This window comes from Thermomonas sp. (assembly GCF_025993755.1).
Lineage (GTDB): Bacteria > Pseudomonadota > Gammaproteobacteria > Xanthomonadales > Xanthomonadaceae > Thermomonas.
Genome location: NZ_JAMQHN010000043.1, coordinates 1 through 11,029 on the forward strand (window position 1 = coordinate 1; position 11,029 = coordinate 11,029).

Below are 11,029 nucleotides of genomic sequence, written 5' to 3' on the forward strand. Positions count from 1 at the left end.
AGGCCGACAACGCGGTGCGCATGTTCGACATGCTGCGCTTGCCAGACGTGCCATGGAAGCCGCTGATCCGTGACGCGACAGGCGACTGGATGCGCGACATCGTGCGCGCGATATTTGGCTCATTCAATCCGCAGACAGGTATCAGGTCGATCCGCGAATTCTTCGTTCTGGTGCCTAAGAAGTCGTCCAAAACTACGAGCGCAGCCGCAATCATGCTTGTTGCCGCGATGACATCGCGCCGGCCGAATGCCGAATTCCTGTTCGTCGCGCCTACGAAAGAGATCGCCGATCTTGCCTTCCGCCAAGCGGTCGGAATGATCGAAGCCGACGACGTGCTGACGCAGGCCTTCCACGTCCGGGATAACATCAAACAGATCACCTATCGACGCACCGGCGCCTTTCTCAAGATCAAGACTTTCGATCCGTCCATCGTGACAGGCTCCAAGCCTGCCGGCGTGATGCTCGACGAGCTGCACGTCATGGCGGAAATGCACGATGCGGATCGCGTCATTGGTCAGCTTCGCGGCGGCCTCATCTCCCAGCCCGAGGCGTTCATGCTGACGATTACCACGCAGTCTGAGCGCCCGCCTGCAGGCGTGTTCAAGACCGAGCTCGATCTGGCGCGCAACGTGCGCGACGGTAAGGTGAAGGCTAGCGTGCTGCCGATCCTCTACGAATTCCCGCCCGATGTGGACTGGCGCGATCCCGATAACTGGTGGATGGTCACGCCGAATCTGGGCCGCTCTGTGTCACTTGACAGCCTGCGCGATGGATTCGAGCGGGCGAAAATAGCAGGAGAAGCGGAGTTCCGCCGCTGGGCAAGTCAGCATCTGAATATCGAGGTCGGCGTCGCGCTACGCGACAACGCCTGGGCTGGCGCGCAGTTTTGGGAGGCGGCCGAGCAGCCGCACGACCTCGACGAACTGCTGGAACGCTCGGAGGTGGTCACCATCGGCATAGACGGCGGCGGACTGGATGACCTGCTCGGCCTCTACGTGATCGGCCGCGAGATCGACAGCGGCAGATGGCTTGGATGGGGTCATGCCTGGGCGCATCCGTCGGTGCTGGAGCGCAGGCTTGACATTGCGCCGGCCATTCGCACATTCGCAGGCGATGGCGACTTGACTATCGTCAACCAGATTGGTGAGGACTCTGACGAGCTCGGCGATATCGTTGAGAAGGTCAACGAGTCCGGATTGCTCGACCGCATCGGCTGCGACCCAGCCGGCATTGGGACGATCCTCGACACCATCGAAGCGCGCGGTGTGCCGAAGGATCGCATTGTCGGCATATCGCAGGGCTGGCGGCTTGGCGGCGCGATCAAAACCGCCGAACGTCGGTTAGCATCTGGCGACCTGATCCCGTCTGCGCAGGCGCTCATGCGGTGGACTGTTGGTAATGCACGGGTCGAGCAGCGCGCGAACAGTATCTTGGTCACGAAGCAGGCTAGTCAAAGCGCGAAGATTGATGCATTGATGGCTCTTTTTTGCGCGGCGGAATTGATGAGCCGTAACCCGGCGGCCGCGCGCGGCGCGCTCATTCTTGCGGTGGCAGGTTGACTTATGGCGTGCGCCGGTTGTATACGCAGGCAACGATGGCTGGTAAAGTTACTCTGCCGAAACGGCGCTAGCAGGCTGTGCAAACAAGCACGCGAGCGCCTGGAGCGAATGGAGCGCGCGCCATGATGAATAGGGTTGCTTACAGCCTGTTGACGGTGAAATCCGTTAACGATGATATGCGCGAGATCAGCGGTATGGCGTCCACTCCGGAAACAGATCGAATGGGCGATATCATTGACCCGATGGGCGCCACGTTCGCGCGCGAAATCCCGCTGCTGTGGCAGCATCGGCACGATCAACCTATCGGCACGACGCAACTCGGCAAGGCTACGAAGGCCGGCATTCCGTTTCGCGCCACGATCGCCAAGAGCGATGAGCCTGGCCCGCTGCGCGACCTGCTCGAATTCGCGTGGCAGTCAATCAAAATCGGCCTCGTGCGCGGTGTATCAATCGGCTTTCGCTCGATTGCCCACGAGATTCTGGACACCGGCGGCTGGCGATTCACGCAGTATGAAATCTACGAGTTGTCGGCCGTAACGATTCCGGCCAACGCATCGGCCACCATTCAGACAATCAAGGCGCTGCATCAGCGTGCGGACAAAGCCGGCGGCATTCGCCTGCTCAGTTCGCGTGACATCGTGCCGCGTTCCGCAACCGCTGTCCTCCTGGACCGCACCCCTCGCCGTGCCGCTGTCGGTTTGATCCGCAGTCGCCGGGTGAATACCCCGGAAACTGATGGAGAAAACCGATATGAAAACCTTCCAGGAACAGGTCGCTGACCTCAAGGCAACTCGCGAAACGAAAAACGAGCAGCTGCGCAAGATCGCGCAGAAGTCCGTCGATGAAGGCCGTAGCATGGACACGGCCGAGGCTGAGCAGTTCGATACGCTGGTCAGCGAGATCAAGCGTCTCGACGATGACATCGCTCGCCTGTCGCGCCTGTCTGATGAGGACAAGAACACTGCGAAGCCGGTCGTGCAGGAATCGCAGCCGGCTCAGCGCGGCAGTAGCGTAAACGTCAAGTCCACCGAAACGCTGGAGCCCGGCATTGGCTTCGCCCGTATCGCCCGCGTGAAGGCGCTTGCGAAGATGAGTGGCCAGTCGCCGCTCGAAATCGCCATGAACGCCTACCCGAAAGACAGCGTGCTGCACGAGCATTTCGCCAAAGCGGCAGTGCCGGCTGCCAGCACGAGTGCGGCCACTTGGGCTGGCAATCTGATCCTCGACGGTGGCGCGTACTTCGCCGATTTCGTCGAGTACCTGCGCAAGCGCACGGTACTTGGCCAGATTGCCGACAGGCTGCGCCCGCTGCCGTTTGACACGCAGGTGCTCGTGCAGGGCAGTGCGGGTTCTGCGAAGTGGGTCGGCGAGGGCGCGGCAAAGCCACTCACTCAGTGGACCTATACGCGGACCAAGCTGGAGCCGCTGAAGGTCGCCGCGATTGCGGCCGCAACGAAGGAGACGTTGATGCGCGCTTCGGTGTCGGCCGACGCCCTGATCCGTGACGAGTTGGTTCGCTCGGTTGGCGCTGCCATCGATACCAAGTTCGTCAGCACGGACGCGGCATCGTCTGGCGTTTCGCCGGCAGGTATCCGCAACGGTATCAGCGAGACGCCGACCACGGGCGACGGTTCGGTGGAAGGCATCAAGTGCGATATTGGCGACATGATGAAGGCCATAGTCTCGGCCAACAACACGGTTGCTGGTGCGTTCTGGCTGATGCCGGAGACGACCGCCATCGACCTGTCGCTGGCGATCAATGCCTTCGGTGCCCCGGCCTTCCCTGGCATGACGCCGACCGGCGGCACGCTGGCGGGCCTTCCGGCCTTCGCCTCGCAGTATTTGCCGGTGCAGTCGGCCGGCGCGACGGTGATCCTGGCGCGCGGTGATGACATCTTCCTCGGCGACGAGGGCGGCGTTCAGGTGTCGATGAGCGACCAGGCCTCGCTGGTGATGGACGATTCCCCGTCCATGAACAGCGTCACCTCGCCGACGGCCGCGCAGATGGTCTCGATGTTCCAGACGAACAGCGTGGCCTTCCTGGTCGAGCGGTTCGTGAACTGGCAGCGTCGTCAGGCCGGTTCGGTTGTCTGGTCGAACGTTGACTGGAACGGCTGCTAAGTGTTGCGCCGGGCGGTGGTCGTTTGGCCACCGCCCGGCGTTTTCATGGAGCGATTCATGGCAAAGGAATCTGATCGAGAATTGATCGAGCGAATGGACGCGACCGGACTATACCGGCGGCGTGACATGCGCGCCGTCGAATCACGGGCGATTCAGGCGGATGATTTCGACGACATCGACAGCATGGATCTGGGCGGGCTGCGCGAAATGGCGCGACGCCTTGGCGTGAAGGTGCATCACCGCGCTGGCCCGGCGAAGATTCGCGCAGCAATCCGGGATCGAGACATTTGAAAATCTTCGGTCTGACCATTTCAAGGTCAGGCGCCGCAAAGGCGCTGGAAAGCGTCCCGCAATCTGGCGCATGGCGGACGGTGTTCGAATCGTTCTCCGGCGCATGGCAGACGAACACAACCGAGACGCAGACCGACGTTGGCACGTATCCGACGCTGTATGCTTGCGTCTATCGCATAGCCAGCGATGTTGGCAAGCTGCCGTTCATGCTGGTGGATACCAGCAACGGAATTTCTGTGGCGGTCAGCAATCCCGCATATTCGCCCGTGCTGGCCAAGCCGAACCATTATCAGACGGCCGGACAATTTCGCGAACGCTGGATGTTGTGCAAGCTGATAAACGGCAATGCATACGTTCTGAAAGAACGCGATGCTCGCGGTGTCGTTGTGGCGTTGTACATCCTCGATCCGGAGAAGGTCACGCCGCTGATTTCTGATTCTGGAGAGGTCTTTTACAGGCTGCGGACGGATTCTCTGAGCCAGGCCGGCAATGTAACGATCCCGGCATCCGAGGTCATCCATGATCGCTGCGTGGCGATGTTCCACCCGCTGGTCGGCGTGCCGCCGGTGTCGTCGGCGAACTGGGCGGCAATCAAGAATTTGAAGGTGCTCAAGTCGAGCACGGATTTCTTTGGCAACAATGCGCAGCCGGGCGGATTGTTAACGGCACCTGCTGGCATGAGCCAGCGCGATGCGGACCAGGTGAAAGAATACTGGGCCGCGAATTTCACCGGCACAAATTCCGGCAAGGTGGCCGTCATCGGCGCGGATATGAAATTCACGCCATTCGCCATGAAGTCGATTGACGCGCAGATGATCGAGCACCTGCGCTATGGCGACGAGCAGATTTGCCAGCCGTTCGGCATCCCGCCGTTCAAGGTTGGGATCGGCGCGCCGCCCGCAGGTCTCGGCGTGGACGGCCTCAATCAGCTGTACTACGCTGATGCGCTCCAGACGCACATCGAGCATATGGAAGCGCTGCTGAACGACGGGCTGCGCATCCGTGAGCCGTTGAGCGTGGAGTTGGACCTTGAGCCGCTGTTGCGCATGGATGAGGCGAAGCGCGCAGACGTGGAGGTCAAGCTGGTTGCCGGCAAGATCAAGACGCCGGACGAAGGCCGCGCACGATTCAATCTGGCGCCGACCGGCGGCGGCGATACGCTGTGGGGGCAGAATCAGGACTATCCGCTCGGCATGCTGGCAGATCGCATGAGCTGGGATCAGTCGATGCAACCGCCGGCGCCCGCGCCAGAAAACGAACAGGAACCGGAACAGGATGACACGGCTCGCGCCATCGACGCGGCCAGGCGATACATGGAGGCATCCAATGCCGCAATTTGACCCGGAAGCATTCGGCAGGGCAATGGCCGAAATGGTGGAATCGCGTTGCGCCCCGCTGGTGCGTGAAATTGCAGGATTGCGCGAACGAGTGGCCGCCATCAAGGACGGCGCGCCAGGCGCTCAAGGCCCGGCAGGCGAGAAGGGCGACGCCGGACCGCAAGGTGTCAATGGCGCTGATGGCAAAGACGGCGCCGGGATTGCAGATCTGATGATCGACCGTGACGGCGCGCTGGTGGCCACGTTCACCGACGGGCGCATGAAGTCGCTCGGCGTGGTCGTGGGCCGCGACGGTAAGGACGGCCGCGATTTTGGCGGCCTCGACGCACTCACGCTGGAATACGACGCCGAGGCGCACGAGGTCATCATGGCCGCTAAGGCTGGCGAGCGTGCGGCGACGCTTCGGTATCCGGCCGGCGGTATCCGTGCCAAAGGCTATTGGCGCGAGGGCTGCACGGCGAAGGCCGCCGATGCGTGGGTCTGCGAAGGCCAGCTGTACATCGCCATGCGCGACACGACGGAGCGCCCTGCCTCATCGAGCCAGTCATGGATCATCGCCGCTCGCCGTGGCCGTGACGGTGAGCGAGGCGCCAAGGGCGATTCCGCAACGCCGCCGCAACCGATCAAGGTGAGCCGCTAGTGTCGTTGACGATCATCAGCAAAACGCAGGCCATCGAGCACCTGCGCATTGACCTGTCCAGCACGGCTGATGATGCGTGGCTTGATTTTGCCATCCCCGGCATATCAGCTGCGGTGGTGGCATGGTTGGGCAGCGAAGATGCCGCATCCATGCAAGTGCAGGATAGCGCCGGAGACTGGATCGTTGTAACCGATACTGCTGGTGATCCGATTCCGCACCCGGTGGCTGTCATGGCCACGCTCGTTGAGCTGGCACAGCAGTACCGGTTTCGTGACGGATCGGAGGCGGCGACCGTCCCGCCGCATTGGGGCCATGGGTTCACGCTCGGCATTGGCGCGACGGCGTTGTTGACGCCGCTTCGAGCGAGTCGCATTGCGTGAGTATTTCGGCCGGAAAGCTGCGGCATCGCGTAACCATTCAGCGATGCGTCATCGCGCAGGACAGCGCCGGCAACATTGGCAGCACCTGGGAAGATGTTGCCGAAGTCTGGGCTTCCGTCGAGCCGCTTAGTGCCCGCGAATTCATCGCGGCGCAGGCCACGCTGTCAAAGGTCGTTGCGCGCATCACGATACGTTACCGCGATGACGTACGCGCCGACATGCGCATTGTGCATGGCAACGATACCTACAATATCGAAGGCGTACTGCTCGATAACGACAGCGGGCGCGAGTACATCACGTTGCCTGTCTCGACGGCAACCTTCAGCGGCGAGGCGTTCGATTGAAAATGAGCACCTACGCCGTACTCGCTACCGGCCCCAGCATGTCGCAGGCTGTGGTCAATAGCGTGCGGTCGCTGCCCACGGTGGCGGTGTCTGATGCATGGACGCTAGCGCCGCATGCCGTGGCGCTGGTGTCGTCTGACAAGGCATGGTGGGATGTTCACTCGGAAGCGCATGCGTTCGAAGGGCGCAAGTTCTGTGCTTCATCCGTTATCGTGCCTGGCGTGGAATCGTTGCCCGGCACCAGCGGATGCAATAGCGGGCTGCTGGCCGTTCGCGTTGCGTTGCACCTCGGCGCCGAGCGGGTGCTTTTGCTCGGGTTCGATATGCACGGTGAGCATTTTTTTGGTCGCCATCCTGAGCCGCTGAAGAATTCCGAGCCGCGGCATTTCGACCGTTTCCGGCGGCAATTCGATGGGTGGGCCGTGCCGAACGGGCGCGAGATCATCAATTGCACACCTGGTAGCAAGCTTGACACGTATCCACACAAAACGTTGGCGGAGGTGCTGTTGTGAGTGCTGTCATGGCGATGCCGGCATTGTGCGTTACTGGCATGCATGGCCTTGGCGACAACCTGCACCAGCGTGGCGTTGTGCGCGCACTGGCGAAACGGTACCAGGTCTGGCTTGATACACCGTGGCCGTCGCTGTATCACGACATGCACGACGTGCGGCTTTTTTCCACCGGCACGCGCCTGCGCACGCAGGCCCGCAATCTGATACGCGAGCAGGTGCAGCTTGGGCGTCCGATGCGTCGATTCGATCATCAAATCAGCGTTGCATCGCCGCCGCAATACATCAGGCAGCACAGAAGCGTGCCGCGAGCGATGGCTGCATTCTGTGGCGTGGAGCTCGACGACTGGCGCCTGCCGGTTCCGGATAGCTGGTCGCATGGGCTGGACCTGCCGGCAGATCGGCCGATCATGGTCTACCGGCCGTTGACCGTGCGTAGGGAATGGCGGGGCGGCGTGACACGAAACCCGGATGCAGACCATTACGCGAGTATCTATCAGCGCATCCGCAGCAGGTTTTACGTCGTGTCGGTGGCTGACATCCAGCCGCCGCATGAGGTGATAGACGGGCCGGAACAGGATGCGGACCTGAAGCTGCATAACGGTCAGCTTGGCATCCGTCAATTGGCCGCGCTGTGGAAGGCTGCGGATTTGGTGTTCACGTCGCCAGGCATGGGCCTTGTCATGGCGCAGGCCGTGGGCACGCCGTACATTGCGACATTCGGCGGCTACGAAATGGCTTACTCGTTCTCTGCTGGCGAGGCGTATGCAAAGCACTTGAACATCGAGCCGATCAACCCATGCGATTGTTGCAGTCACACGCACGGTTGCGACAAGCGCATTGACATTCCGGCCGCATATGCGCGGCTTGATGCATTCATGGAGACGTTGTGAGCATTCTGGGGCAAGCCAAGCTGACGGCAATTCGCGAGGTCATCGGGCATATCGAGAGTGTGCCGGGCGCCGTGGCGGAATGCGGTGTATATCAAGGCGGAATCCTGCGGCTGCTCGGCGAGCATTTCCCGGCGCGAACGGTCTACGGATTCGATACGTTCAGCGGGTTGCCGGCGGAAATGCACCAGCCCGGCGAGCCGCACGCCATTGGTGATTTTTCCGACACTACGCTCGAGGCCGTGCGCGCATCGGTTTCTGATCTGCTTAACGTCCGCATTGTGCCCGGTGTCTTCCCGGCATCGGCTGCGCCCATGTCGTCGGAACGGTTCGCGTTCGTGCATCTGGACATGGATTACTACGCCAGCACGCGGGCCGCGCTGGTGTGGTTCCTGACCCGCATGTCGCCAGGCGGTGTCATCGTGCTGGACGACTACGAATGGAAGCATTGCCCCGGTGTGGCGAGGGCCGTAGCCGAGCTAGGTCTTGTGCCAGTGGAAACCGGCGCAGAATATCAGCGGGCGGTGTGGTTCTGATGGCGCTGATGGCCAACATCACCGGTGCAGACGAGGTTCTGGCCAAGCTGCGCGCCGTATCGACGACGACGCGCAGCAAGGGCTCGAGGTTCGCGCTGCGCAAGGCGGCCAATGTGGTCAAGGCGGCCGCCGTGGCCGGCGCGCAGCGGATCGACGACAAGGCAACCCGTGAAGATATCGCCAAGAACATTACCATTCGCTGGGGCAGCAAATTTGCCAGACGAACGGGAGATATGCAGTTTCGCGTCGGCGTGCTGGGCGGTGCGCGACAGCCTGACACCGCAAAGAACCAGCGGAGACGCGCCAAATCAGGCGCGCAATCTCTTGCGGACCTCGGAGAGATCGCCGGAAAGGGTGCCGGGAATCCGGGCGGTGATACGTTTTACTGGCGGTTCCTGGAGTTCGGCACGTCGAAAATCCCGGCCGGTCGCTATTCGTTCATGCGCCGGGCGTTGTCGGACAATATTGGCGCCGCCACGGATGAATTTGTGCGGCAGTTAAACAAGGCGATTGACCGAGCCGTGGCGAAAGGAACCGCAGAATGATGGCGCCAATCTTTCAGATCTGCGCGGCTTCACCTGCCGTTACTGCGCTGCTGGGAACATCGCCGACGCGGTTGTATCAGTTTGGTGAGGCGCCGCAGAACACGCCGGCGCCGTATGCAGTCTGGCAGCGTGTCGGCGGACTGCCAGTAATGTTCCTCGGGCAATTGCCTGATGTGGACAGTTATACTCTGCAAATCGATGTGTACGCGCCAACGCCGATTGTTGCGCGCAATGTGGCGGAAGCGTTACGCGATGCCATCGAGCCGGTCGCCTATATTGTCGGCTGGGGGCTGGAAGGGCGAGACCAGGAAACACGTCTGCATCGGATCGTGTTCGACGTGGACTGGATCGTTCGCAGGAATTGACGGCGGCAATTTGTTGCCTGGAGTTTTACGACCGGAAAAGGAGACATCATCATGTCTGTACTGACGCAAGGAACTCAAATCTACTTCATCGACCCGAATTATTCGACGGCAGGCGCCGGCGTGCGCGAAATCGAATGCGCCACCACGTTCTCGCCTGGCGGTAACCCGGCGGATCAGATCGAGGATACCTGCCTGTCGGAAACGACGCGCAGCTATCGCCCCGGTCTGCGCACGCCGGGACAGGCAACGCTCGGCCTCAATGCCGACCCGACCAATGCCTCGCACGTCAGGCTGCACGAGCTGGCGGAAACCGATCCGTCACCGATCCTGCAATTTGCCGTGGGCTGGTCTGATGGCACCGCCGCGCCGACGCTCGACACGTCTGGCGACTTCGTGCTGCCTTCCACTCGCACCTGGTACACGTTCAGCGGCTACGTCAGTGACTTCCCGTTCGACTTCGCCGCGAATACCGTGGTCACCACGCAGGCGACGATTCAGCGTTCCGGCGGCTCGGTGTGGACGCGAAAGGCGTAATCCATGGACCTGACCATTGATGCGCTGAGCGCGGCTGGCGCGTTCACCAGCGCGCCGGTGCGCAAAGAGATCACCTGGCGGCAGGGCGACGATGACCTGTCCGCCACGGTCTACGTGCGCCCGCTGAGCTATGCCGTCGTGGTCGCCGACATCAAGACGGCGGTGGACAAGGGCGATGCCATTGCGAGCCGGATTGCGGCCAGCATCGTGAGTGAGAGCGGCGTGCCGGTGTTCACGCCGGCTGACATCGTCGGCACCGCCTCGCCTGATCGTGGGCCGCTGAACGGCAACCTTGTTCTCGCACTGTTGCAGGCCATCGGCGAGGTGAACGGCATGGGAAAAGGGCAGAGCTAACGGAGGACGAGCTATGGCATGAGCTTGTCTTGAACGGCATTGGCGGGCGAACCATAGCGGAGGCGCAAGCGCGAATGACTATGCGTGAATTTCAGTCATGGGCGGCATATCGCGCCAAGCGCGGCAGTCTCAATGCCGGGCTGATGACCGAGCACGCCATCGCTACGCTTTCGACCATGTACGCCAACACGCACAGCAAGGTAGCGCGCTATCGGACGCACCATTTCATGCCGCATTTCGATGAGCCGCCCATTTCTCTTGAGCAGGCTATGGAGGAATGGGCCTGATGGCGACTCGTTCACTCGGCACGCTCACGCTCGACCTGATCGCCAAGATCTCAGGCTTCACCGATCCGCTGTCGCAGGCTGAGCGGCACGCGAAAAAGACAGCCCGTGAACTGAACGCGCAGGCGGATGCGATCAAGAAGCAGTGGGGATCGCTCGGCACGGTATTGAAGGGCGCCTTTGTTGGATTGATCGGCGGCAGCATTCTTGATGCGTTCATCCGCGAGACCATCGAAGCGCAGGAATCTCAGGCGCAGCTTGCCGCCGTTCTGAAATCCACCGGCAACGCGGCCGGTTTCGCGCAGTCGCAGCTGAACGACATGGCAGGCGCCTTGTCTGC

17 protein-coding genes are annotated in these 11,029 nt (G+C 61.7%); all 17 read left to right on the top strand.

The features are described from left to right. Positions 1 to 1,559 (top strand): terminase large subunit (locus tag Q0X16_RS03210; protein ID WP_297830573.1); only part of this gene is annotated, 1,559 nt, incomplete at its 5' end. A 122-nt stretch (positions 1,560 to 1,681) separates the two neighbouring features. After that, on the top strand, positions 1,682 to 2,338 hold the full coding sequence (locus tag Q0X16_RS03215) for an HK97 family phage prohead protease (RefSeq protein WP_297830575.1): 657 nt from the start codon (positions 1,682 to 1,684) through the stop codon (positions 2,336 to 2,338). Further along, positions 2,295 to 3,680, top strand: a complete 1,386-nt coding sequence (locus Q0X16_RS03220) for a phage major capsid protein (RefSeq protein WP_297830577.1) — start codon at positions 2,295 to 2,297, stop codon at positions 3,678 to 3,680. Before Q0X16_RS03215 ends, Q0X16_RS03220 begins: the two co-directional genes overlap by 44 nt. Before the next feature lie 57 nt (positions 3,681 to 3,737). Further along, on the top strand, positions 3,738 to 3,971 hold the full coding sequence (locus tag Q0X16_RS03225) for a hypothetical protein (protein ID WP_297830579.1): 234 nt from the start codon (positions 3,738 to 3,740) through the stop codon (positions 3,969 to 3,971). Further along, the gene (locus Q0X16_RS03230; protein WP_297830581.1) at positions 3,968 to 5,311 is read left to right on the top strand and encodes a phage portal protein; all 1,344 of its coding nucleotides are present in this window, start codon (positions 3,968 to 3,970) and stop codon (positions 5,309 to 5,311) included. The genes Q0X16_RS03225 and Q0X16_RS03230 overlap by 4 nt, the downstream gene beginning before the upstream one ends. Continuing rightward, complete coding sequence (locus Q0X16_RS03235) at positions 5,298 to 5,948, top strand: hypothetical protein (RefSeq protein WP_297830583.1); 651 nt, start codon at positions 5,298 to 5,300, stop codon at positions 5,946 to 5,948. Before Q0X16_RS03230 ends, Q0X16_RS03235 begins: the two co-directional genes overlap by 14 nt. Next, complete coding sequence (locus Q0X16_RS03240) at positions 5,948 to 6,328, top strand: hypothetical protein (RefSeq protein WP_297830585.1); 381 nt, start codon at positions 5,948 to 5,950, stop codon at positions 6,326 to 6,328. The genes Q0X16_RS03235 and Q0X16_RS03240 overlap by 1 nt, the downstream gene beginning before the upstream one ends. Further along, positions 6,325 to 6,672, top strand: a complete 348-nt coding sequence (locus Q0X16_RS03245; RefSeq protein ID WP_297830587.1) for a phage head closure protein — start codon at positions 6,325 to 6,327, stop codon at positions 6,670 to 6,672. The genes Q0X16_RS03240 and Q0X16_RS03245 overlap by 4 nt, the downstream gene beginning before the upstream one ends. Before the next feature lie 2 nt (positions 6,673 to 6,674). Then, on the top strand, positions 6,675 to 7,184 hold the full coding sequence (locus Q0X16_RS03250) for a hypothetical protein (RefSeq protein WP_297830589.1): 510 nt from the start codon (positions 6,675 to 6,677) through the stop codon (positions 7,182 to 7,184). Between the two features lie 8 nt (positions 7,185 to 7,192). Next, on the top strand, positions 7,193 to 8,074 hold the full coding sequence (locus tag Q0X16_RS03255; RefSeq protein WP_297830592.1) for a hypothetical protein: 882 nt from the start codon (positions 7,193 to 7,195) through the stop codon (positions 8,072 to 8,074). Further along, complete coding sequence (locus Q0X16_RS03260) at positions 8,071 to 8,607, top strand: TylF/MycF/NovP-related O-methyltransferase (RefSeq protein WP_297830594.1); 537 nt, start codon at positions 8,071 to 8,073, stop codon at positions 8,605 to 8,607. The genes Q0X16_RS03255 and Q0X16_RS03260 overlap by 4 nt, the downstream gene beginning before the upstream one ends. Then, entirely contained in the window at positions 8,607 to 9,152 is a 546-nt protein-coding gene (locus tag Q0X16_RS03265) for an HK97-gp10 family putative phage morphogenesis protein (RefSeq protein WP_297830596.1), read from the top strand. Before Q0X16_RS03260 ends, Q0X16_RS03265 begins: the two co-directional genes overlap by 1 nt. Beyond that, on the top strand, positions 9,149 to 9,517 hold the full coding sequence (locus Q0X16_RS03270) for a DUF3168 domain-containing protein (RefSeq protein WP_297830598.1): 369 nt from the start codon (positions 9,149 to 9,151) through the stop codon (positions 9,515 to 9,517). The genes Q0X16_RS03265 and Q0X16_RS03270 overlap by 4 nt, the downstream gene beginning before the upstream one ends. A 51-nt stretch (positions 9,518 to 9,568) precedes the next feature. Beyond that, positions 9,569 to 10,051 carry a phage tail tube protein gene (locus Q0X16_RS03275; RefSeq protein WP_297830600.1) on the top strand — a complete coding sequence of 161 codons (483 nt, stop codon included), beginning with the start codon at positions 9,569 to 9,571 and terminating at the stop codon, positions 10,049 to 10,051. A gap of 3 nt (positions 10,052 to 10,054) precedes the next feature. Then, positions 10,055 to 10,405: a phage tail assembly chaperone family protein, TAC gene (locus Q0X16_RS03280; RefSeq protein ID WP_297830602.1), complete on the top strand. Its 351-nt coding sequence runs from the start codon at positions 10,055 to 10,057 to the stop codon at positions 10,403 to 10,405. Positions 10,406 to 10,434: 29 nt separating this feature from the next. Then, positions 10,435 to 10,692, top strand: coding sequence for a hypothetical protein (locus Q0X16_RS03285; protein WP_297830604.1), 258 nt, complete (start codon positions 10,435 to 10,437; stop codon positions 10,690 to 10,692). Continuing rightward, positions 10,683 to 11,029 (top strand): hypothetical protein (locus Q0X16_RS03290; RefSeq protein ID WP_297830606.1); only part of this gene is annotated, 347 nt, incomplete at its 3' end. The genes Q0X16_RS03285 and Q0X16_RS03290, both read left to right, overlap by 10 nt.

What these genes read in the sequence shown, in the direction of transcription:
- Q0X16_RS03270 (WP_297830598.1), top strand. Translation starts at nt 9,149, where the DNA reads ATGATGGCGCCAATCTTTCAGATCTGCGCGGCTTCACCTGCCGTTACT.
- Q0X16_RS03275 (WP_297830600.1), top strand. Translation starts at nt 9,569, where the DNA reads ATGTCTGTACTGACGCAAGGAACTCAAATCTACTTCATCGACCCGAAT.
- Q0X16_RS03220 (WP_297830577.1), top strand. Translation starts at nt 2,295, where the DNA reads ATGGAGAAAACCGATATGAAAACCTTCCAGGAACAGGTCGCTGACCTC.
- Q0X16_RS03215 (WP_297830575.1), top strand. Translation starts at nt 1,682, where the DNA reads ATGATGAATAGGGTTGCTTACAGCCTGTTGACGGTGAAATCCGTTAAC.
- Q0X16_RS03265 (WP_297830596.1), top strand. Translation starts at nt 8,607, where the DNA reads ATGGCGCTGATGGCCAACATCACCGGTGCAGACGAGGTTCTGGCCAAG.
- Q0X16_RS03250 (WP_297830589.1), top strand. Translation starts at nt 6,675, where the DNA reads ATGAGCACCTACGCCGTACTCGCTACCGGCCCCAGCATGTCGCAGGCT.
- Q0X16_RS03235 (WP_297830583.1), top strand. Translation starts at nt 5,298, where the DNA reads ATGCCGCAATTTGACCCGGAAGCATTCGGCAGGGCAATGGCCGAAATG.
- Q0X16_RS03280 (WP_297830602.1), top strand. Translation starts at nt 10,055, where the DNA reads ATGGACCTGACCATTGATGCGCTGAGCGCGGCTGGCGCGTTCACCAGC.
- Q0X16_RS03225 (WP_297830579.1), top strand. Translation starts at nt 3,738, where the DNA reads ATGGCAAAGGAATCTGATCGAGAATTGATCGAGCGAATGGACGCGACC.
- Q0X16_RS03255 (WP_297830592.1), top strand. Translation starts at nt 7,193, where the DNA reads ATGGCGATGCCGGCATTGTGCGTTACTGGCATGCATGGCCTTGGCGAC.